19 protein-coding genes are annotated in these 22,150 nt (G+C 36.1%); 5 read left to right on the top strand and 14 right to left on the bottom strand.

Features of this window, described 5'->3' with window-relative positions; all coding sequences use genetic code 11:
- Window positions 1-11: 11 nt before the first annotated feature.
- Genes ACU8YW_RS06615 through ACU8YW_RS06605 form a run of 3 tightly spaced genes read right to left on the bottom strand, consistent with a single transcriptional unit; the run spans window position 12 to window position 3,054 of the window.
- Window positions 12-1,412 carry a sensor histidine kinase gene (locus tag ACU8YW_RS06615; RefSeq protein ID WP_426933903.1) on the bottom strand — a complete coding sequence of 467 codons (1,401 nt, stop codon included), beginning with the start codon at window positions 1,410-1,412 and terminating at the stop codon, window positions 12-14.
- A 3-nt stretch (window positions 1,413-1,415) separates the two neighbouring features.
- Entirely contained in the window at window positions 1,416-2,087 is a 672-nt protein-coding gene (locus ACU8YW_RS06610; RefSeq protein WP_088062562.1) for a response regulator transcription factor, read from the bottom strand.
- On the bottom strand, window positions 2,080-3,054 hold the full coding sequence (locus tag ACU8YW_RS06605) for a YncE family protein (RefSeq protein WP_097906771.1): 975 nt from the start codon (window positions 3,052-3,054) through the stop codon (window positions 2,080-2,082). The genes ACU8YW_RS06610 and ACU8YW_RS06605 overlap by 8 nt, the downstream gene beginning before the upstream one ends.
- Window positions 3,055-3,190: 136 nt before the next feature.
- Here ACU8YW_RS06605 and ACU8YW_RS06600 point away from each other — a divergent pair, with 136 nt between their 5' ends.
- The 4 genes from ACU8YW_RS06600 to ACU8YW_RS06585 all read left to right on the top strand — a co-directional run bounded on the left by ACU8YW_RS06600 (window position 3,191) and on the right by ACU8YW_RS06585 (window position 8,424).
- On the top strand, window positions 3,191-4,306 hold the full coding sequence (locus ACU8YW_RS06600) for a CdaR family transcriptional regulator (RefSeq protein WP_098230413.1): 1,116 nt from the start codon (window positions 3,191-3,193) through the stop codon (window positions 4,304-4,306).
- A gap of 117 nt (window positions 4,307-4,423) precedes the next feature.
- Complete coding sequence (glcD, locus tag ACU8YW_RS06595; RefSeq protein ID WP_097890403.1) at window positions 4,424-5,836, top strand: glycolate oxidase subunit GlcD; 1,413 nt, start codon at window positions 4,424-4,426, stop codon at window positions 5,834-5,836.
- Window positions 5,833-7,161 carry a (Fe-S)-binding protein gene (locus ACU8YW_RS06590; protein WP_097890405.1) on the top strand — a complete coding sequence of 443 codons (1,329 nt, stop codon included), beginning with the start codon at window positions 5,833-5,835 and terminating at the stop codon, window positions 7,159-7,161. Before glcD ends, ACU8YW_RS06590 begins: the two co-directional genes overlap by 4 nt.
- A 465-nt stretch (window positions 7,162-7,626) precedes the next feature.
- On the top strand, window positions 7,627-8,424 hold the full coding sequence (locus ACU8YW_RS06585) for a CAP domain-containing protein (protein WP_446894048.1): 798 nt from the start codon (window positions 7,627-7,629) through the stop codon (window positions 8,422-8,424).
- Between the two features lie 40 nt (window positions 8,425-8,464).
- Here ACU8YW_RS06585 and ACU8YW_RS06580 read toward each other — a convergent pair whose 3' ends face one another.
- The 11 genes from ACU8YW_RS06580 to inhA1 form a co-directional block, all read right to left on the bottom strand.
- The gene (locus ACU8YW_RS06580; RefSeq protein ID WP_060489453.1) at window positions 8,465-9,070 is read right to left on the bottom strand and encodes a DUF1648 domain-containing protein; all 606 of its coding nucleotides are present in this window, start codon (window positions 9,068-9,070) and stop codon (window positions 8,465-8,467) included.
- A 91-nt stretch (window positions 9,071-9,161) separates the two neighbouring features.
- Entirely contained in the window at window positions 9,162-10,085 is a 924-nt protein-coding gene (locus ACU8YW_RS06575) for an RluA family pseudouridine synthase (RefSeq protein WP_098230412.1), read from the bottom strand.
- A 100-nt stretch (window positions 10,086-10,185) separates the two neighbouring features.
- The gene (locus ACU8YW_RS06570; protein WP_060489448.1) at window positions 10,186-10,602 is read right to left on the bottom strand and encodes a YodN-related protein; all 417 of its coding nucleotides are present in this window, start codon (window positions 10,600-10,602) and stop codon (window positions 10,186-10,188) included.
- 101 nt (window positions 10,603-10,703) lie between these two features.
- The gene (locus ACU8YW_RS06565) at window positions 10,704-12,896 is read right to left on the bottom strand and encodes an MMPL family transporter (protein WP_088062553.1); all 2,193 of its coding nucleotides are present in this window, start codon (window positions 12,894-12,896) and stop codon (window positions 10,704-10,706) included.
- A gap of 109 nt (window positions 12,897-13,005) precedes the next feature.
- Window positions 13,006-13,653 carry a phosphatase PAP2 family protein gene (locus ACU8YW_RS06560; RefSeq protein WP_000727812.1) on the bottom strand — a complete coding sequence of 216 codons (648 nt, stop codon included), beginning with the start codon at window positions 13,651-13,653 and terminating at the stop codon, window positions 13,006-13,008.
- 59 nt (window positions 13,654-13,712) lie between these two features.
- Entirely contained in the window at window positions 13,713-14,762 is a 1,050-nt protein-coding gene (potD, locus tag ACU8YW_RS06555) for a spermidine/putrescine ABC transporter substrate-binding protein PotD (RefSeq protein ID WP_098230411.1), read from the bottom strand.
- Between the two features lie 38 nt (window positions 14,763-14,800).
- Entirely contained in the window at window positions 14,801-15,601 is an 801-nt protein-coding gene (gene potC / locus ACU8YW_RS06550; protein ID WP_000714201.1) for a spermidine/putrescine ABC transporter permease PotC, read from the bottom strand.
- Window positions 15,602-15,607: 6 nt separating this feature from the next.
- Window positions 15,608-16,456, bottom strand: coding sequence for a spermidine/putrescine ABC transporter permease PotB (potB, locus tag ACU8YW_RS06545; RefSeq protein WP_000715495.1), 849 nt, complete (start codon window positions 16,454-16,456; stop codon window positions 15,608-15,610).
- Window positions 16,453-17,436, bottom strand: coding sequence for a spermidine/putrescine ABC transporter ATP-binding protein PotA (gene potA / locus ACU8YW_RS06540; protein ID WP_000720323.1), 984 nt, complete (start codon window positions 17,434-17,436; stop codon window positions 16,453-16,455). The genes potB and potA overlap by 4 nt, the downstream gene beginning before the upstream one ends.
- Window positions 17,437-17,669: 233 nt before the next feature.
- Entirely contained in the window at window positions 17,670-19,037 is a 1,368-nt protein-coding gene (locus ACU8YW_RS06535; protein ID WP_426933905.1) for an aldehyde dehydrogenase, read from the bottom strand.
- A gap of 171 nt (window positions 19,038-19,208) precedes the next feature.
- Window positions 19,209-21,596, bottom strand: coding sequence for a M6 family metalloprotease immune inhibitor InhA1 (gene inhA1 / locus ACU8YW_RS06530; RefSeq protein WP_001035922.1), 2,388 nt, complete (start codon window positions 21,594-21,596; stop codon window positions 19,209-19,211).
- A gap of 342 nt (window positions 21,597-21,938) precedes the next feature.
- On the opposite strand from inhA1, the gene ACU8YW_RS06525 reads away from it, so the two are divergent.
- Complete coding sequence (locus ACU8YW_RS06525; RefSeq protein ID WP_088062551.1) at window positions 21,939-22,073, top strand: anti-repressor SinI family protein; 135 nt, start codon at window positions 21,939-21,941, stop codon at window positions 22,071-22,073.
- The last annotated feature ends 77 nt before the right edge of the window (window positions 22,074-22,150 follow it).

Raw genomic sequence — 22,150 nt, 5'->3', positions numbered from 1 at the left:
TGTCCTTCACGTTAGAACATGCTTTCTTCAACTTGTATTTTCAATTTAATACTAACCGTCGTTCCATGCCCTTTTTCACTTTCAATTCGCCACTGTCCATCATGTATATGAACAATTTGTCTGACAATGGCAAGGCCTAAACCTGTTCCACCATGTTGACGACTTCTCGCTTTATCAACGCGGTAAAAACGTTCACCAAGATTTTCTAAATGCTCTTTTTCAATACCGATTCCTGTATCTTTTATGTTTAATTCACAGTAATCATCTATCTGCCTGAGTGTTATCACAATATCCCCATTTTGATTTGTATACCGTATCGCATTATCTAACACGTTATGAAGCACTTGTTGCATACGATCCTCATCAATCATTACAATGATTTCTGGATTTAAATTTGTTGAAATACGAATTTTCTTTTCTATAAACTTAATCTCATACGTATCTAACACATCTTCAATCAGTTGTGAAAAAACGATAGGTTGTTTCTTTAACGGAAAATGTTCACCTTCTAATTGTGCTAAATCTAATAAATCATGAACGAGACGCTGCATACGACCCGCTTCTTTATGAATGAGCTGTGTTACTTTTTCCTGCTGTGGTCCCTTCGCTACACCATCTAAAATAGCTTCACTATATCCTTTTATATAACTAAGCGGTGTTCTTAGTTCATGCGAAACGTTAGCTAAAAATTCCTTACGCTTTACGTCTTCTGTCTCTAAAGAATTTGCCATTTTATTAAATGCTTTTCCTAATCGTCCAATTTCATCTTCGGAAGAAATTGTAATCCGTTCTGAGAAATCTCCCGTAGCCAAATGATTGGCAACTCGTTCCATTTGCGAAAGCGGTCTCGTAATAGCAATAATAATCTTTCTACCAATCCATATTGTCAGTAAAGTCATAGCAAGTGCTAATGGTGCTAAAATAAGGCCCATATCATATATTAAGTCTTTTATACTTTTTAAAGGAATATAAGAATATACAATGCCAACTAACTTTTTATTTTCTAAAACAGGGATGACAACCCCCATAATATTTCGGTCAAAATGTTCCTCATACCCTATCTTTGTCACAGTTTTTCCATCTAATAATGCTTGCCTGTCCCCTTCACTTATAAGAGAATGATGATGCACATCAAAAGGTAAACACGCGCTTAAATCACGCGGATTAGATACGAAAAGAACATCTGAACTAGATATTTGATCAAATGCTCTTACTTTCTCTTCAAAAGTTGCTATTCCTTCACGCTTATCATATTGCGCAGCAAGACGTTTCCCTTCCATTACTAATGAATCTTTTAAATTATCAACGTATAGTTTTTCATACGAGTATAAAGATACAAAATAAAGAAAGGAAACTGTTACACATACTGCACATACTACTGTAAGCCAAAGCTTCTGTACCATCGTAAACATACGTTACACCTCAAATTTATAGCCTACACCCCAAACCGTTTGAATGTAGTTTCCACTTTCTCCAAGCTTCAAACGCATCGTTTTCACGTGCGTATCCACTGTTCTTGTACTTCCGGCATAATCATATCCCCATACCTTTTCCAGCAATTGTTCCCGGCTAAATACTTGTCCCGTATGTTGGCAAAGAAAATAGAGTAAATCAAACTCTTTTACTGTAAGAGAAATCGGCTCACCATCAGCCTCAATCTTCCTACTTTTTTCATTAATAAGTATCGGTCCAAACCGAATCTCTTCTTGTTGCTCTTGCTTTGTATAACGTCTTAGCACAGCTTCCATACGAGCAATTAGTTCTCCAGGACTAAAAGGCTTTACAATATAATCATCTGCTCCCATACGCAAGCCGTTCACCCTATTCCACTCTTCACCTTTTGCTGTTAAAAATATAATTGGTACATCCGACGTTTTTCTAATTTCTTTACAAACTGAAAGTCCATCCATCTCTGGCATCATAATATCTAATACAACGAAATCATAATGATCAGTCTCTAATTTTTTTAGAGCCTCTTTTCCATTTTCAGCTTCTCCCCACTCGTATCCGAAATTATCTAAGTACATTCCAACAAGCTGCCTCATATCACTTTCATCATCTACAACTAGCACCCTATATTTACTCATTGTCCTTCCCTTCCCTCTCTATGAGTTGAAACGGCCCTTTTCCGACTTTAATTGTTCGTTTTATTTTCAAGCTCTTCATATCCATGACACACACTTCATCACTATCATAGCTTGCTACGTATCCTTCTGCTCCGCTCTTCAAAAATGCAAATGGATTCGATCCTACTTCTACAGAAGCCACCTCTTTATACGTGCTAACATCAAACTTTCTAAGCGTATTCGAACCGTGACTTAATGCATATACATTCTTATTATCCTTCGTTATATTCACAGGCATAAACGGAGCATGTAAAGAACGTACCATTTCTCCGCTCTGCAATGAATACACTAATACTTTTTCATTGACTTGATTTCCATCACCATGTCCGCCAATCCATATTTCTTTCCCATCTGGGCTAATTGTCGCTCCCGTTGATGCTGGGGGAATCATAAAGGATTGTATCACTTCTTTTTTCTTTGTATCAATGGTCGTTAGCTTCGTATCATAAAAGTTTAATACAGATAACTGGTTATCGTGCTCTACCATCGTAATTGGTCCTTTTCCTGTTGATACACTCCCTGTCTCTTTCCCTTTTATCGTAAAGAACCTTACCTTTTGGGCAGTTTGATCGGCAGCAAATAATTGTTTTTTATCCTCGGATACAATCACATTTACAATGCCTTTTCCCGTTTTATATTTGTCCACTTGCCTTCCTTCTGCTAGTGAATATACATACATGTACTCTAACTGCTTGCCATATACAAGTATGTCCTCACCGTTTGGAAGTAGTGCAACTCCTGCCATTGGTTCATTAAGTTCCCATGTCGTAATTAACTTTTTAGTTTTTTCATCAACAAAACTAATACTACCTTCTTTTATATTCGTTGTTATAATAACACTTTTATCTTTAGCAATCGGTGTATATGAACTTCCTTGACACCCTACTAATAGAAATAAAAAACAGAGAAGAAAAACATACTTTCTCAAAAGATTCCCTCCATCTTCGGATGATTTCGTTATAATTGTAAAATAACAAATAAATGTGTGGAAAGTGTGAAATTTTCCTTTCTTACTTCATTTACATATATAATGTACAACAAATAGAATTTGAGGTGTGCAAATTATGCTTTTTCCTGATTTAGCGAATAAAATTGTACGAGAAGTACGCAGATTAATTAAAGAAAATATCATTATCATTAATATACAAGGCGTTATTATCGCAAGTACAGATGTAGAAAGAATCGGCCAATTTCATGAAGGTGCACTCCGATGCGCGAAACAAAAGAAAACTGTCATTATTACAAAAGAAGATGAACGACGTTTGCAAGGCGTAAAGGCGGGTATGAACCTCCCCTTACTATTTCATGACGAAGTAATTGGTGTCATTGGAATTACAGGCGAACCTGAAAACATTTCACAATACGGAGAAATATTACGTAAAATGACCGAACTACTCATTCACGAAAACTACTTTTTAGAACAACTAGAACTTGAACACCGTTCTTATGAAGCATTTGTCTTTGATTGGCTTCAAAATACAGACTGGTCTCCAAGCTTTCTCGATCGCGCAAAAACACTTGGTATTGATTTATATAAGAAGAAACAACTTATTTTGTTCTCTATCGATCAAAATGACACAATGCTTCAGCGTAAGATTTGGCAACACGTACGCAATCTATTAACAAAGGAGCATCTATTTGTTCGTTGGGGAAATGATCGATTCATTTTATTTACAGCCACAAACTCCAAAGAGCAAACGTATCAATTTTTAAAAAGATTAAAACAAGACTGTGAAACTTTGTTTTCTATTCCTTTATATATTGGGATTGGACAATCCGTTACACCAAGCAATATGAACTTATCGTACGAACAAGCATTACAAGCTCTTTCCGTATCACTTGAAACGAAAAAAATTGTATTTAATGAAGATTTACGTTTAGAAATGTGCTTACAAGATATTTCTGCTGAAACGCGGGAACAGTTTCTAAGGCGTACTATCGAAAACTTACTATCATCTCCTGAGCTTATGCACACTTTACGCTTATTTATTGATTATAACCAATCCTATAAACAAACAGCTGAACAATTACATATACACATTAACACATTGCATTACAGACTTAAAAAGGTTGAGGAGCATACAGGACTTGACCCGAAACAATTCAAAGACTTAAACATTTTATACTTCTCGCTCCTCTTATTAGATAATCAAACAAAAAAGAATGATAAAAAAGATTAATCTTTAGATGATTATACATAGAAAGAATCCCTCAACTTTTTTATCATTATAATGAAAGCACTGTTACAACGTTTTTTATGATGACTAAATACGTTAACAGTTTGAGGGGGATTTCCAATGTTAGAAAAGCAAATTATTCATTCATTCGTATCCATTGTTGGTGAAGATAATGTAGATACATCCAATATGGGGCGTTTAACGTATAGTTATGATGCCACTCCAAACTTCCAAGCAATGCCTGATGCAGTCATTGCTCCTCGTAATACAAATGAAGTAGCTGAAGTGTTAAAAATATGTAACACTCACAAAATTCCTGTATATGTTCGTGGTTCTGGAACAAACCTTTGCGCGGGGACATGTCCACTTGAAGGCGGTATCGTCCTTATCTTCCGCCATATGAATAACATTTTAGAAATTGATGAAGAGAATTTAACAATTACTGTACAAGCTGGTGTAATTACACTTGATATTATTAAAGCGGTAGAAGAAAAAGGTTTATTTTATCCACCAGATCCAAGCTCGATGAAAATTTCTACAATCGGCGGTAACATTAATGAAAACTCAGGTGGATTACGCGGATTAAAATATGGCGTAACACGTGATTATGTGATGGGTCTTGAACTTGTCTTACCAAATGGCGATATTATTCGTACTGGCGGTAAATTAGCAAAAGATGTAGCCGGTTACGATTTAACTCGTTTATTTATCGGTTCTGAAGGAACACTTGGCGTCGTAACAGAAGCAATATTAAAACTTGTTCCTATGCCTGAAACGAAGAAAACGATGCTTGCACTATATGAAGATATTAATGAAGCTGCACGTGCTGTTTCTTCTATTATTGCAAATAAAATCATTCCAGCGACACTTGAGTTTTTAGACCAGCCGACAATTGAAGTAGTAGAAGAGTTTGCACAAATCGGTTTACCAACTGATGTAAAAGCAATTTTATTAATTGAACAAGACGGTCCACCTGAAGTTGTCCATCGAGATATTGAAAAAATGGCTAACGTTTGCCGCTCTATGAATGCAGTCGATGTTCGCATTGCAAAAGATGAAGCGGAAGCAGATGCGCTTCGGACAGCTCGCCGTAGTGCACTATCAGCACTTGCAAGATTAAAACCTACTACAATATTAGAAGATGCAACGGTACCACGCTCACAAATAGCTCCGATGGTTGAAGCTATTAATGCCATTGCAAAAAAATATAATATTCCTATTTGTACGTTTGGGCATGCTGGCGATGGCAACCTACACCCAACTTGTATGACAGATGCTCGTAATGAAGAAGAGATGCACCGAGCTGAACAAGCTTTTGCTGAAATATTTGCGAAAGCAATTGAACTTGGTGGCACAATTACTGGTGAACATGGTGTTGGTGCGATGAAAGCTCCTTATTTAGAAATGAAATTAGGTAAAGAAGGTATTGCTGCCATGCAAGGAATTAAACAAGCCTTCGATCCAAATAACATTATGAACCCTGGCAAGATGTTCGCGAAAGACACTCGCAAAAGAGTGGTGGTTGAGCGATGACAACATTAAATAAAGAAAACATTCAAAAAGAATTTAAAGAAAGATTAAGTGAAGATGAACTACTAAACTGTATGCGATGCGGTTTCTGTTTACCTACTTGTCCTACTTACATTCAATCTGGATATAAAGAATCACATTCACCACGAGGACGTATTGCATTAATGAAAGCGGTCGTTGACGGTTTAATTGAACCAGATGAAGATGTTGAAAATACATTGAATGTTTGCCTTGGCTGCCGTGCTTGTGAACCTGTTTGTCCATCAGGTGTAAATTACGGACATTTATTAGAAGAAGCTCGTGATATTATAAATCAAAACAAAAAGTTCTCGGTGCCAGTGAGAGCCGTTCGTAAAGTCGTTTTTGAAGGGCTCTTCCCGCATCAAAATCGAATGAGAACATTAACAGGGTTAATCGGATTTTACCAACGTTCTGGTTTACAAACACTAACACATAAAATGGGTATTATGAAGTTATTCCCTGAAACACTTGCAACAATGGATCTCGTTTTACCAAAAGTCCCTAAAATGAAAGCAATGAAAGATCGTCCTGCATTTTTACCTGCTGAAAGTACAAAAAAGAAACAAGTTGCATTCTTCACAGGCTGTTTAATGGATACGATGTTTTTAGAAACAAATAACGCAACAATGAAACTTCTTCAGTTAGCTGGTTGTGATATCGTTATTCCGAAAACACAAAGTTGCTGCGGTGCATTACATGGGCATGCTGGTGAAAAGAGCGGAGCGAAAGAATTAGCGAAACGAAATATAAAAGCATTCGAAGATTTAAATATCGACTATATTATTACGAATGCAGGTGGTTGCGGAGCTTACCTCGTAGACTACGATTATCTTTTAAAAGATGATCCACAGTGGGCTGAACGCGCAAAGCAGTTTGTTTCTAAAATTAAAGATATTACTGCTATTCTAGTAGAACTAGATTTCCATAAACGAAATGACTTACGACTTCCATCGCAAATTATTACGTATCAAGACTCTTGTCATTTACGCAATGTTATGCGAACATCTTCAGAACCTCGTATGTTACTAGAAGCAATTCAAGGCGCAACATATCGTGAAATGAAAGATGCGGATCGCTGCTGTGGTTCTGCTGGTATTTACAATATTGTTCATTCAGAACTATCCATGGAATTTCTAGATTATAAAATGGACCGTGTACATGAAACAGAAGCAGCAACTATTGTTACTGCAAATCCAGGTTGTCTACTACAAATGAAATTAGGCATTGAACGAGAAGGACTTTCTCATAAAATGAGAGGAATTCACATTGTAGATTTATTATTAGAAGCAATTGAAACCAACTCGTAATAACTCGTAACATACGTAATAATAGGAAAACGGCTATCTCCTTCGTCTATGTAAAGAGATAGCCGCTTTTTTGTCCGCTACAATATTAAAAATATGTTACTTTATTATAAAAAAGAACAACAGATACATTACAGTTTTGTAAAAATCAATCCAGTATATTCCTAAAAAAAACTCTCAAACCATTGATACAATAGGATTCTTCATTTTCCGTTTAGGTAAATTCATCCAAAATACCCCTCTTAAAACCAAGTATAAAAATGCTGAAAATTCCTTTTATACTCTATGTTTCTCTTATTTTTCCTCTTTTCCCCTCTTAGGATAAATTAGGTAAATTTTAAGTCTATGAATTTTTTTCCATCTTTTTTCTCACAAAATCTATGCTACGATGAATTTGTCAGTCAGACAGGCTGTCAAAAACAAATCGTGTGAAAACAAATTAAAACTTTATATAGGGGGACACACATCATGAAAAAGCGTGTTTTATTATCTGTAGCTGCTGCAACGGCTCTTACTTTAGGAGTATCTTCTCTAGATGCACAAGCTGCAACAGTACAACCATCTAACGTAAAGGTTCAAAATATTCAGCATTCAAAAGTGATGATGAAGCAAATGAGCCAACAAGAATTACAAGCATTCTTACAATCTATGGGCGTGGAATCATTAGCACAATGGCAACAAGGAAACTTCCAACCAAATTGCATTATTCCTGGTCAACAACCAACTGAAAATGTTGTAACTGAGCAACCAACAGCTAAGCCAGAAACTCAAAAGCCTGCTGAAGAAGTTCAAAAACCAGAAGCTCAAAAACCTGCTGAAAACAACAATACTCAAAAACCAGCTGAACAAAAACCTGCTGAGCAAAAGCCTGCTGAAGAAGCAAAATCTTTAAGCGAATTCGAACAACGTGTTGTTGAATTAACAAACGCTGAACGTGCAAAACAAGGCTTACCAGCACTAAAAATCGATACTGAATTAAGCAAAGTAGCACGTGTTAAATCTGAAGATATGCAGAAGAATAACTACTTTGATCATAACAGCCCTACATACGGGTCTCCGTTTGACATGATGAAGAAATTTGGTATTTCTTATACATCTGCAGGTGAAAACATCGCTCAAGGCCAACGTACACCTGAAGAGGTAGTACAAGCTTGGATGAACAGTGCTGGACACCGTGCAAACATCTTAAATAACGGCTTCACTCACATCGGTGTTGGCTATGTAGAAAGCGGCAACTACTGGACACAACAATTTATTACGAAGTAAATAGATTAAAAGAGTCTTCTCATAATGAGAAGACTCTTTTTTATGTTTCATAACTTTCTATTATGTATGAGTATAAAATGTAAAACATGAACAAAATAGAACCACTACTTATTACACTAAGTAATACATAAAACCCCCACTTCAAGTTCAAAAATAATGAAAATAATATACTACATGCCATCATTTGAAAAATCCGCCTACTCACTAAACGGATCTTTTGTAATTTGATTGGGTCTTTTTCCGTACTCTGCACTTGTTTAAACAACTTACTAAGCATAAAAAGAAACATACTAATCCCAATTGTTAGTCCTGTTTGAAAGGATATCATACTTCCAAAATTAATAAAGAGAATGAGCATATGGATAAACAACATAAATAAAGTAATCGTCTTTAGAAATCCACTTATAATGACATGCTCGCCTTCATTAAACTTATATATATTATGTGAAATAATATACATCAACCCATGTAAAAAAATAAGAAAAAAAGGAATAAATGCTATAACAACTTGTTTACTCATAAAATCGTTCGGCCCACCATTTTCATCCCAATGTACAGCCATCTCATTTGGTAAATATGGATAGAGGCATAGAGTAACTAAAAGACAAACGAAAAATATTCCTAGTATGTATTTATATTTGACCAAGCAATTCTCACCTCTCTTTTCTCTTAACGGCTTCGCTTCTTTTAGAGAAATTCCTGCAAGAATCTACTTTTCTCAAATTTAAACTTACACTTTACGCATTCATTCTTTGAAATTCTTTCATTGTATCATTTAATTTTGCAGGGAATGGTACATCCACTTCGATCTCTTCTTTCGTAATTGGATGTAAGAGGTTTATCTTCATCGCATGTAATGCTTGCCTGGACATATATTGCGTTTGTCCACCATATAATACATCCCCAACTAATGGATTACCATGATAGCTCATATGAACACGAATTTGATGGGTTCTACCTGTTTCTAATTGTAACGTTACGAACGTAACATTTTGGTTTTTAAAATACTTCTCTACTTTATAAAATGTGATAGCTTGATCTCCCTTTGGAGAAACACGTCGTCTCGTCGCATGATGGCGATCTCTTCCAATAGCTGCGTCAATTGTTCCTTGCTTACCTTTTACTTTCCCTTCCACAAGCGCCGCATATGTTCTTTTAATTTTTCGTTCCATTAATAAACGATCCATAATTGCACCAGCAATTCTATGCTTAGCAAACACGACACCACCTGTCGTATCTTTATCTAACCGATGAATATGACGAACCTTCGTCTCTAAACCTTGCATTTGAAAATGAAAAGCAACAAGGTTTGCAAGTGTTCCCATCCCACCTTTTTCCGCAGGATGCGTATCCATCTTCTCAGGCTTATTTACGATGAGTACGTGATCGTCTTCATATACTACATCTAATTCACCATATTCAGGATCTACATCGTATTCTTCTTCCATAAACATATGCACTTGTAACTTATCGCCTTCTTTTAAAAGCTCATTCCATCTTCTCTGTTCTCCGTTAACGGTAATACCTTTTTCCATACGAAGCTGATGTAACAACTTTTTCGGTATTTCCCATTCTATTTTTAATAACGAATCAATACTTATGCCATTCCATTTCGCTGGAACAGTAATTTCGCACCATTCGCCCTTCTTCTTCGTTTCCATACTGTATCACCTTATTTCTATTGATTCTCTCATTGTAACGGAAAACACAATTTGATGCACCGTCAAAAATAGAGGCCAGTCTTATAGTAGACTGGCCCCCTCACGCTCTACGCCGTTTCATTTCCTGCAATACTTCTTCCGCTTTTTGCTCATACGATAAATCTTTAAAGAAATCCGCCAATCTTTTATAATCATTATACGTATCTAATAAGTCATCAATTTTTTCTACTTTCATCACTTGTTGTTTTTGCTTCATTTTTACTGGATAACGATAGCCCGATACCTCTTGTATTTTGTAATACTCATCCTCTACTTGAATGACCTTTACAAGTTCCTCCTCTTCCGCATCCATCGTATACCCATCAAAATCTCTAAGTAATTCATAAATGATATGAGTCCATTCATCTTTTGGATAATATCCTTTTTCTAACCGATAACCGACAATGCGATACATATGCCCATCGTTTTCTGCAAACTGTACTGTATCATTTAGCTTAAACTTAAAATAACGAAACATTGCCTTCACCTACTTATATGTAATGTTCTTATCACATACTATTTGCAAAATGTAGGTCTTGCTATTCATAAAAAAATACTCATCTATAAGATGAGTATTTTTTACGATGATTTTTCTCTTTTCTTTCGGAATGGTAACCACCAGTTCCAATCTCCAAACAGTTTCATTAAACTTGGTACAAGCATAAGACGAATAATTGTTGCATCAAGGAATATTGCTAATGCAACACCAAGCCCCATTTGCCGTACTGGTAAAATATCAGTAAAGGCGAACGCACCTGTTACAACAATCATAATTAACGCAGCTGATGTAATGATCCTACTTGTTGACACAAGTCCTTCTAACGTTGCTTGATCATTATCTCCTGTTTCTTCATATAACTCATGAATACGTGAAATAAGAAAAACTTCATAATCCATACTAAGCCCAAATACGAGACCAAAAATAAAGATTGGTAAGACAAATAGAACAGGACTCGCTTCTAAACCAAAATGCCCACCTTCAAATAACCAAACAACAATTCCAATTGTTGCGCTTAAACTAAGTATATTCATAATAATCGCCTTAATTGGAATGAGTATAGATCGGAATGCAAATAATAATATAACAAAGGTCGATCCAAATATAACAGACATACCAATTGCAACTTTATCTTTAATTTCATCTTCTAACTCTTGTTGGAACGTCGTCATCCCGCCTAAATAATACGTAACATCTGTTTCTTTATAATTTTGTTTAAAATCACGAACCCACTGTTTAGCAGTTTCAGTACGTGGTTTTGTTTTCAAAAAGATTTCTATCGTCGTCTTATTTCCTTTCGTATACGCTTCAAATATAGGAGCTAGTTTCGCCGCTTCTGGCGACTCTAACATTCCAGCAACTTGATCTGCTTTCATACGAGTTAACCCGTCGTATAAACTTCTAACTTCATATACTTTCTTATCATCTTTTAACTTTTGAACGACTTCTTCTATCTTTTGTAAACTTTCTTTTTCTTTCATATCTTTTTTCGTCTCTACCACTAACGTAACATCAGCGTGTTTTTTTGCAGTTTTATTAAATGCCTCTTCGTACTTCTCATATGCAATTCTTGTATCACTTTGTTTAGGTAGAGCTTCTACGTCAGGGAACTGCAAATTAGCTGTACGTAACGGTAATAAGCAAATAACAATAAATGTTGTAACAATAATAATCATTGCGATTGGATGTTTCATTACAAATTGCGCAAATTTGCGCCAAGCCTTTGCCGGCGTATGTGCTACTTGATTCTTTTTTAATATTCGTTTCCCAATTAATGATAATAGCGCTGGGAGAAGTGTGAGTGAGAATAAAATACTCATAATCACAACAATCATTCCGCTAATTGCGACAGACTGAATATAATCGATTTTAAAGAAAAACAAGCCAGATAATCCAACAAATACACATAATCCTGAAAATACGATAGCGCGCCCTGCTGTTTGATATGTAATTGCTATCGCTTCTTTTACCGCTCGCTTTGCAACTTCCTCTCGAAAGCGATTTACAAATAATAGTGCAAAATCAATAGATAGCGCAAGTCCAATCATCGGTGCAACATTTAACACAAAGATAGATAGTTCCTTATCGCTACCTATAAAGTATAATATGCCCATCGTACTAATAACACTAAGCGCCCCATTTACAATTGGTAAAATAGATGCCAAAAGACTACCAAATGAAAATAGTAATACGAGAAATGCAATTGGTAACCCAATCATCTCCGCTACTTTTAAATCATTTTGCGTTCTTTCATTAATCTCTTGATTAATTTTTGGAAACCCTGTAGGCGTTACTTTTAATGCGGCATTACTTTCCTTTTCGATTTTATCAGCAAATTGCAATGTCTTTTCCATTCGTTCTTTATTTGTTTTCCCGGAAAATAAAATTGTCGCATAGCCGATATCATCTTGTAACATTTCTTTATTTTGCACTGGGTGATGGAAAGATTCATATGTCTCTTTCTCTTGTACATTCTTTACAATTCCCTCTACTTGCTTTTGAAATTCCTCATGTGAAGCACCCTTATTTTTTTCAAAAACGAGTAGAAGTGTGTCTTGAGACCTCTTAAAATCTTTATCTAAAATTTCTTTCGTTTTTTGATAGTCCCCTTCCGTTTGGAAACCATCACCGCCTAATACTCCCGGCAGCTTTGGAGCGAAAATACCGAGTGCGATCGCAACCAATAGTAATGCTACAATTACTGTATAACGAAACTGATACAAAAAAGCTCCTAATTTCCCCCACTTATCTACTTTATGTACATTTGTTTTCACACATTTTCACCTACTTTAAATAATTCAATTGTCATTTATACTGTATCACATCTTCGTACAAACAAAAAACGTCTGGAAACACTATAATGATAGTTTTTCCAGACGTTTTTTATCTCTCTTTATTAAGTCCCAATCTCTTGGTAAGTAAACGATGGCAGTAAATCGCCATAATTAACAAAATACCACCTACACAATAACCAGCTAAAATATCAGTTGGATAATGTACATTTAAAATAACTCTACTTAATCCAATCGATACAATTACAATTCCCATCAAAATCGTTATAACATATTTTCCAGTTACACTCTTCAAATTTGCCGCAATAATATAAGTAAGAAACCCGAATGTCATAATAGATAACATTGCATGTCCACTAGGGAAGCTATACCCAAGCGCATCCAACGTTTCATTTAACGATGGGCGCTCCCTTTTCACAATTTCTTTTATCCCTTTATTAACAAGATGTGTTATTAAAATGCCCATTGGATACACGATCATCGCAGCATAATAACGTTTTCTCCAAAAAACAAGTAAACTTATAGCCAGCGTAGTTACGATCCCGATAGCAGAACCTAATTTTGTATAGTGTGAGAAAAATGTAAGCGAACCTTCTGTTTGTAATCCTTTTACTAATGCTCGGACATATGTATCCATCACTGTAACGCCACCCGCATGTACGCGCCAAGCAACAATGCCAAATACAGCAAGTAATAAAACGATACATACTACCTCATATTGATGCAACTTCTTTTTCAAGCGATTTCCTCCTACTATGAAAAAATGCGATTTCTATTTTAGAAACCGCATTTCCTTACTTATTTACCTTTTGTTTTTAACTCTGTCCAGTAACGATCATAGTCTTTTAGCTTATCGTCTACATCAACAAGCCATTCTGTACGATCTAATTCTTCTTTCGTTAAGAAGATCATATGATTATCACGATATTCTTTACTATGAAGAGGATGAGCTTTTTCATTAGGATTACTGTATCCAATTGACTCGTAGTTTTTCACACTTACTTTTTCATCTAATAAGTAGTTCATAAACTTCTCTGCAAGCTCTTTGTTTTTCGCACCTTTTGGAATTGCTAACGTATCAGCCCAAATTGTGCCGCCTTCCTTTGGTACAACGTACTCTACATCTTTATTATCTTTTGCGATAAATGCTGCATCTCCAGACCAAACTGTTCCGATCCAAGCATCTTCTGTAATGAATTTTTGTTTAATATTATCTGTATCAAATGCTAATAAGTTTGGAAGCAGCTTCTTTAAATCATCTGCTGCTGTCTTTAACTGTGTATCGTCTTTCGTGCTGTTTGAGAATCCATGCTTCTTAAGACCCATACCTAATACTTCACGAGAATCATTTAATAAAGTTACATGCCCTTTATATTTCTCATTCCATAGGTCAGTCCAGCTTGTAGGAGCTTCTTTCACATACTTTTTATTGTATGCAATACCTGTTACGCCCCAAGTATATACTAAAGAATATTTATTCTCTGGATCAAACGCCGGTGTTTTGAAGTTAGAAACCATATTTTCGATATTCGGGATATTCTTTTTGTCTAACGGCGCTAATAAATCCATTTTCGCCATTGTTTTAACCATGTAATCAGACGGCTGAATTAAATCATACTTCGCGCCACCTGCTTGTAATTTCGCAAGCATTTCTTCATTACTTGCATACTTATCATAGTTAATTTTCACGTTATATTTCTTTTCAAAATCTCTTAGCACTTGCTCATCAAAATTGTCAGCCCAGCTATAAATGTTTAACTCTTCTTTCTTTTCACCACAACCAGCAAGTACACCAGCAACAAGGCTAAAGCTAATTGCTGCGCCGGCTAATCTTTTCATTAATTTCATCGGTTTATTACCTCCTCGTACTTTCTATATCATTCGTATTATAAAGGAAGGTGTCCTCCAGAGTTTTCTTCACCATCTGCACCTTTGTTACGGAAGATTTCAGATAGAACCATTAATCCTACGATAGCCACAATTAAAATTGTAGAAAGTGCATTAATTTCTGGTGATACTCCGCGCTTAACCATACTGTAAATGTATAATGGCAATGTTGTTGATCCTGGTCCTGATACGAAGAAACTAATTACAAAATCATCAATTGATAATGTGAATGTTAATAATGCGGCTGAAATAACCCCTGGTGCAATTGCTGGGAACGTTACATAACGAAACGTTTGCCACGGCGTTGCTCCTAAATCATTCGCAGCCTCTTCTAAATCACGTCCCATACCAGAAAGACGCGCTGCTAAAATAACGACAACAAATGAAATACTAAATGTAATGTGCGCAATAATAATTGTTGTTTTGCCAAGTTCCATACCTAATTGACTAAATAAGATAAGTAAAGATAATCCCATTAAAATATCAGGAATTAAAATTGGTAAATACACAAGACCGTTAATAGCCCCTTCATAACGATATTTATAACGATGTAATGCAATCGCGAAAATCACACCAAGAACTGTCGTTACAACCGTCGTTACGATCGCAATCGTCATACTATTTACAAACGCATCAATAACATCTTGCTTTTGAAATAAATCTGTATACCAATGGAATGTAAAACCTTCCCATTCCGCATTAATGCGAGAATCATTGAAGGAATATACCATTAAAACCATCATTGGAAAATACAAGAACAATAAAATTAACCAAGAATAAGAAACTAAAAACTTCTTCATCTTTGCCTATTCCCCTCCGTTCCCATCATATTTATATACTTTCGTTGCACGATAATATAAGTAAATTAACAGAACAGAGAATAGAACAACAATCATAGATAACGCAGATCCAAACGGCCAGTCACGCGCTCCTAAGAATTGATTTTGAATTACGTTTCCGATTAACGCTACTTTCGATCCACCCATAACGTCTGATACAACAAACATTCCGATAGAAGAAACAAACACTAAAATAGAACCAGTAGCAATCCCTGACATCGTCATTGGTACTGTTACATTCCAAAATGCCTTTGCTGGTGTTGCTCCTAAATCATAAGCTGCTTCTAACTTACGCTTATCAAGCTGCTCAATCGCTGCATACACCGGTAAAATCATAAATGGTAATAAAGAATAGACCATTCCGAGTATTACAGAAGGTGTGTTATATAGTAAATTTAAAGGTTCACTTATAATACCTAGTTTCAATAGCAATGTGTTTACAAGACCTTGTGAACGTAAAATAACAATCCATGCGTATGAACGAACAAGGAAGTTAATCCAAAACGGGATCGTTGCCAATAATAAAAGAATTGAACGGTATTTGCGATCAACAATTGTAATTGTATAAGCAAATGGATAACCAATTACTAAACAGATTACTGTTGTAATAACTGCAATCTTAACAGTTTCCCATAACGTTCCCATGTATAGTGGATCAAACACACGAGCTATATTCTCTAACGTAAATTGCATTTCAACTGTCCCATATGCCCCGCGCTGCATAAAGGCAAATGCCAATACAAACAGAAGGGGAATTAGGAAGAAGATTAACAGCCACGCGACTGTCGGTAGTGCGAGTAATTTCCCTTTTTTCAATTTAAGGTCACCTCGTCCTCTTGCTCCCAGCCTACGTATACATTATCTCCAATGCTCCACTGCGCTGCTTCTTCAGCAGTTTGATATGCCATTAGTAATTCTGATGTTTTCTCGTCACGTACATACAGCTTTTCCATATTTCCAACAAACTCAACGTCTTCAATATGTCCAAGATGGTATTCTTTTAAAATCGGCTCTTCAACCGAACGTACTTTTACGTTTTCAGGGCGAATTGCTACATAGCCTTCCCCGTTTTTCACAATATTATTTTCACCGATAAATGTCGCAACGAACATTGTTTTCGGCTTATTGTAAATTTCTTTCGGCGTTCCAATTTGTTCAATATGTCCTTTATTCATAACGACAATACGATCACTCATGCTCATCGCTTCTTCTTGATCGTGCGTTACGTATATGAATGTAATTCCTAAATTACGTTGTAAGTTTTTCAATTCACGTTGCAAATCTTTTCTTAACTTAAAGTCTAACGCCCCAAGTGGCTCATCTAGTAATAATACACGCGGGTTATTTACAATCGCTCTCGCAATTGCTACACGCTGCTGCTGTCCACCAGAAAGCTTTGCAGGTTTACGATTACGGAACTCAAGTAACTGCGTTAAACGCATTGCCTCTTCAGCACGCTCTTTCTGCTCTGCTGCCGGTACTTTCTGCATTTTCATACCGAAACAAATATTTTTCTCCACATTCATATGTGGGAATAGCGCATAATGTTGGAACACTAAGTTCATATGACGCTTATATGGTGGCAAATCGTTAATCTTTTCATCATCTAATAAAAGATTCCCTTTAGTTGGCGTTTCAAAGCCTGCGATCATGCGAAGTAACGTTGTTTTCCCGCAACCACTCGGCCCTAAAATCGTTAAAAATTCCCCTTCTTTAATGTCTAAAGAAAGAGGTGGGATAATCACTTGATTTCCAAAATGTTTTTCTACTGCTTCAACTTTAATAATCTTTTTCATTTTCCCGTCCTATCTACCTTAAATTTTAATTTTTATATTCATGAATAAATATTTATGTTCTATAGACTATTTTTTGTTTCGATCCAAACAAAAATGGTTGTTTAGCGTTCTCTTCTATTCTTTATGTAGTATGTTTGATTCATTTTTGCATGATACATATGTCGAACAGAAAAACCCCTTCCATTACGAAGGGGCTATTATCATACGGCTACGCCTACTGATAAACACCATCATCATTTTAACAACTTTCGTATGAATTTTAAAGCACTTTTTGTAGAAGAGTAACGAATTTTCATATCGAATGCCGTAGATTGGGCTAAAATGCTTTTATAATGTGAAAAAGTCCGAAAACTTTCTTCCCCATGATAACTACCTAATCCACTACTTCCAACACCACCAAAAGGTAAATATGGCGTTGCAAGATGATAGACAACATCATTAATACAGCCTCCGCCATATGAAATATTACTTGTCATTTTCTTTTGTACTTCTTTATCCTCAGAAAATACATATAACGCTAATGGCTTCGGATGTTGCTGAATTGTTCCAATTACCTCTTCTATGTTGTCGTATTCTACAATTGGTAAGATCGGACCAAAAATTTCATCTTCCATAACAGTACTTTGCCATGTAACATTTGTTAACACTGTTGGTTCTATATGTAAAGTTTCTTTTTTATAGTTCCCGCCGATTACCGTTTTACCATCTTTCAAAAATGAACATAAACGTTCAAAATGACGTTCAGTCACAATTCGTACATAATTGTCATTGTTTAGTGGATCTTTTCCATACTGCTCCGCAATTTCGTGTCGTAATGCCTCGATTAACTGTTCTTTCACCGAAGCATGCACATACATATAATCAGGCGCTACACACGTTTGCCCTGCATTTAAAAACTTACCCCAAACAATTCGTCTTGCTGTTACATCTATTTTTGCATCTTTATGTACAATACATGGGCTTTTTCCCCCAAGTTCTAACGTGAGTGGCGTCAACCGTTTCGCTGCTGCTTCCATCACAACTTTTCCAACACCGACACTACCTGTAAAGAAAATATAATCAAACGGTTCCTTTAACAATTCCGTACTCTTTTCTACACCGCCTTCTACTACCGCTACAAGCTCTTCTTGGAATAATTCCTCTAACATCCTCGTAAGTACTTTGGAAACGTTTGGCGTTAACTCTGACGGCTTTAAAACAATTGTATTTCCAGCCGCCAACGCTCCTACAAGAGGTGCAATTGCTAATTGAAACGGATAGTTCCACGGTGCAATAATAAGTGTCACACCGTACGGTTCAGGAACTACTTTCCCCTTTGATCCAAAATGAGTGAGTGCTGTTCGAACCCGCTTCGGTTTACTCCACGATGAAATATGCTTCAATTGAAAGGAAATTTCTTTTAATACATATCCAACTTCCGTTGTAAACGACTCATGAACTGACTTATTTAAATCTAATTTCAATGCCTGAAATATTTCTTCTTCAAAACGCTGAATGCCTTCATAAAGCTTCTTCAAATTATTCTTTCTCACTTCTACACTTCTCGTATGGCCATTATAAAAATATGCTTTTTGTTTATTTACAATAGAAGAAACACTCATTCATTCACCTTCTCCCACTATTTTTATCCAATTCTTTCATTATTTATATAGACTTCATATATAATAAATTTCTATTCGTAAAGTTACATTATATATAATTTCTTCTTGCATATAAAATTCATTGCTCACAAAAAAACTACCGAAAGAAAATCTTTCGGTAGTTTTACTGTATTAACGATATAAACGAACAGCACCAGCAGAATTATCATCAGCTTGTCCTACTACTTCAAACTTCAGGCCAAGATTCGGTAAAATACGTCCTGCATCTGGAATCTGTTTATTAATATACGTTTTCGAATCATCAAACTTCGGTACGCCTGCTAAGCCATTATACGTATACGTTCCGCGCGTTGGAGATACAACTTTCCAAGCTGGCGTTTTATCAAATGAGAACGCCGCATCAGCGATTTGGAATCGTGTACTACTTGCTACTGTTGGTTTACCATTTAAAGTTCCAACAATTGCTTCTGGATGAGAATCAACTACGCCAAGGAAACCATGTCCTGGATGTAAACCAACCCAGTTATCTGTATAAGCTGAGTCTGCATACCATACAACCATACCTGTGTTGTATTCTGGACCGCGAGCATATTTCAATGCGTTATCCGAACCAGCATAGTTTCTCCACTCTACATAATAGTTATGTTTTTTCTTCTCTGTTCCATTAGATACAGCGAATCCATCTAATTTGAACTGCGGTGTACCTTCTGCATCATCAGAGAATACTACTTTACCGTCTACATTTAGTGATGCATTATCAAGTAGGAAACCGTTTAATGCTAAACCACCATCTGTAATGTACTCAAATGTTAATTTTACTTTCTTACCTTTGAATTGGCTTAAATCGTATGATTTGTCAATCCATTTTCCATTTGTTGAATGTGCATTTCCACTATTTGCTTTCTCACCCAGTTTTTCGATTAATGTTTGCTGACCATCTTCTGTTACAGCATGTACTTCAAGGAAATCATACTCTGCTTCAATTTCATACAATGACTTGAAATCAAATTTCGCAGTCGTTGCATTTGTTAAATCGAACAGTGGCGTCTCCATTTTTGTGTGAAGATTGTCACCTTTTGTGCTGTAGTAATACTGCTTACCAAATGCTGGAGCAATTGTTTTTATATCTTTATCTGGCAAGTTAACACGAATCATACCTGGGCGGTTAGATTTCGTAACACTTTGGTCCAAATATGTTGCTAGACCGATACCTTTATTTAATTTCTCGTAATCTACTTCTACGATATTTGCCCAGTTACCACCGATTGTTTTTTGGAAAAACTCTTTATTTTGTGGTGAGAAACTCGTTGGCGTTGTTCCTGCAATGTTACCAGCCCAGCTTCCGCCACTCATAACAGACCAAGCTTGAATTGGTTCACCGTCACCAGTATAGTCTGTATCATACTCATCTGGAAGACCTAAATCATGACCATATTCATGTGCGAATACACCAACTGCGCCATCTTCTGGTTCAATTGTGTAGTCGAATGCCGCGATCTTTCCCCCCCAATATGGAACTTTCGCTTGTGTGCCTTCAATTGGGAATGGTTTTGGTCCAACAGTCCAGCGATGTGACCAAATTGCATCGTCACCTAATTTACCGCCGCCTGCTTCTTGTCCAACACCCGCATGGATAATCATTAAGTGATCAATTAAACCGTCCGGTTGTTTTTGATTTCCATCGCCATTTACATCATATTGATCGAATTGGTCAAACTCTGATAAATCAATACCGCTATCTACAGCTGCTTTTAATGCATCTTTTACTAAATCACGTGGTCCTTTTGGTCCTTTATTATCATGACCTGTCGCACCATCTGCACCGTAATCAGCAGCTTTACCAGGAACTGTTAACCATTTTGTAACTGTTCCGTCTACTGTATAACTACCGCCAGATTGCTCTTCGTAATATTGTTTAAACGTTTCGATTTTGCTGCCATCCTCTAATGCGAATGGCTCATTACCGAATAACATTTTTTCATAATGTTCTTTGTTAAAATCGTCAGTATACATATAACCAGGTTCTTTATCGATATTGTTATGTTTAAAGTCAGCGTACTCTACAAGTAAAACGAGTACTTTATCTTTACGAACTTCACCGTTATATTCTTTTCCCTTTGCTGGAGAAGTTGGTACTTTACCATTTAGACCACCCTTAACTGGGCCTGTCGCTGCAGGTGTTCCTGTTGCTGGTTTGTCTAACTTTTCTTTCGTATCAGCTTTCGCATCTTTCACTTTCTTTAAAAAGTCAGATGCTTCTTTTGTAAGTGGGTCCCCATTTGATACTTCTTTCCCAGGATTTTCACCCTTTTTGTTCTCTACGTATTTTTCGACGGCTTTCTTTGTTTCTGTCTCTGAAGCCTTCGAATCAATTACCCCACGGTTTTTTAGCGCATTTGCTAAACGTTCTTCTGGAATTAAATGATCATCGACTGGACTCGTAGCTGTCTTATTCACAGGTGTTTCAGCATATGCAGACTGGCCACCCGCCCCGAATGAAAGACCTAACACAGCTGTCAAAGCGATTGATGACAAAACTTTGAACGGTTTCTTGTTCATCCCTTATTTCCTCCCCTAATAAAAAATATGTATTACAAATTGAATTTTATTAAAAATTCAATATTTTTTCAATATTTAGTTATATTATGTAATTTTTTTAACATATTTGTAAAAATTCCATAGTTAGCATACGAATATATCACAATTCAACAATGTTTTCTGAAAATATTGAAAATATTTGTCAGAAACTTTATAATCGCCATAGAGGGAATTTAATGGGGATTTTATCTTTGTTTTATCTACAAAATATTTGATAATTCACTATATAAAACACAAAATGCGATTGCATTATCATATATTCTGTAGCAGCAGTTATGACCGATAATTAGGGAGGAATTACATTTGTACAAAGATAAGACTGACGCACTGGACCAAGAATGGATTGATTTAATACTTGAAGCTCTAGACGCTGGTATCGCCCTGCAAGATATCGAACATTTTTTAAGACGTATGAAGCCATCCAGTCAGGCTCAATAGCCTTGTTCTTTTTAACGAAGTTTATGTTATAATAATGACATCATAAGACGACTACATATTGATAGAAAGGTGCGCAA

It is taken from the genome of Bacillus pretiosus (genome assembly GCF_052947655.1).
This window is presented reverse-complemented; position numbering and strand designations above follow the sequence as displayed.

Coding starts and splice junctions, on each gene's coding strand:
- ACU8YW_RS06590 (WP_097890405.1), top strand. CDS start 5,833: ATGACAACATTAAATAAAGAAAACATTCAAAAAGAATTTAAAGAAAGA.
- ACU8YW_RS06585 (WP_446894048.1), top strand. CDS start 7,627: ATGAAAAAGCGTGTTTTATTATCTGTAGCTGCTGCAACGGCTCTTACT.
- inhA1 (WP_001035922.1), bottom strand. CDS start 21,596: ATGAACAAGAAACCGTTCAAAGTTTTGTCATCAATCGCTTTGACAGCT.
- ACU8YW_RS06610 (WP_088062562.1), bottom strand. CDS start 2,087: ATGAGTAAATATAGGGTGCTAGTTGTAGATGATGAAAGTGATATGAGG.
- ACU8YW_RS06575 (WP_098230412.1), bottom strand. CDS start 10,085: ATGGAAACGAAGAAGAAGGGCGAATGGTGCGAAATTACTGTTCCAGCG.
- potD (WP_098230411.1), bottom strand. CDS start 14,762: ATGAAATTAATGAAAAGATTAGCCGGCGCAGCAATTAGCTTTAGCCTT.
- ACU8YW_RS06570 (WP_060489448.1), bottom strand. CDS start 10,602: ATGTTTCGTTATTTTAAGTTTAAGCTAAATGATACAGTACAGTTTGCA.
- potC (WP_000714201.1), bottom strand. CDS start 15,601: ATGAAGAAGTTTTTAGTTTCTTATTCTTGGTTAATTTTATTGTTCTTG.
- ACU8YW_RS06535 (WP_426933905.1), bottom strand. CDS start 19,037: ATGAGTGTTTCTTCTATTGTAAATAAACAAAAAGCATATTTTTATAAT.
- ACU8YW_RS06615 (WP_426933903.1), bottom strand. CDS start 1,412: ATGTTTACGATGGTACAGAAGCTTTGGCTTACAGTAGTATGTGCAGTA.
- glcD (WP_097890403.1), top strand. CDS start 4,424: ATGTTAGAAAAGCAAATTATTCATTCATTCGTATCCATTGTTGGTGAA.
- potA (WP_000720323.1), bottom strand. CDS start 17,436: ATGAAAAAGATTATTAAAGTTGAAGCAGTAGAAAAACATTTTGGAAAT.
- ACU8YW_RS06600 (WP_098230413.1), top strand. CDS start 3,191: ATGCTTTTTCCTGATTTAGCGAATAAAATTGTACGAGAAGTACGCAGA.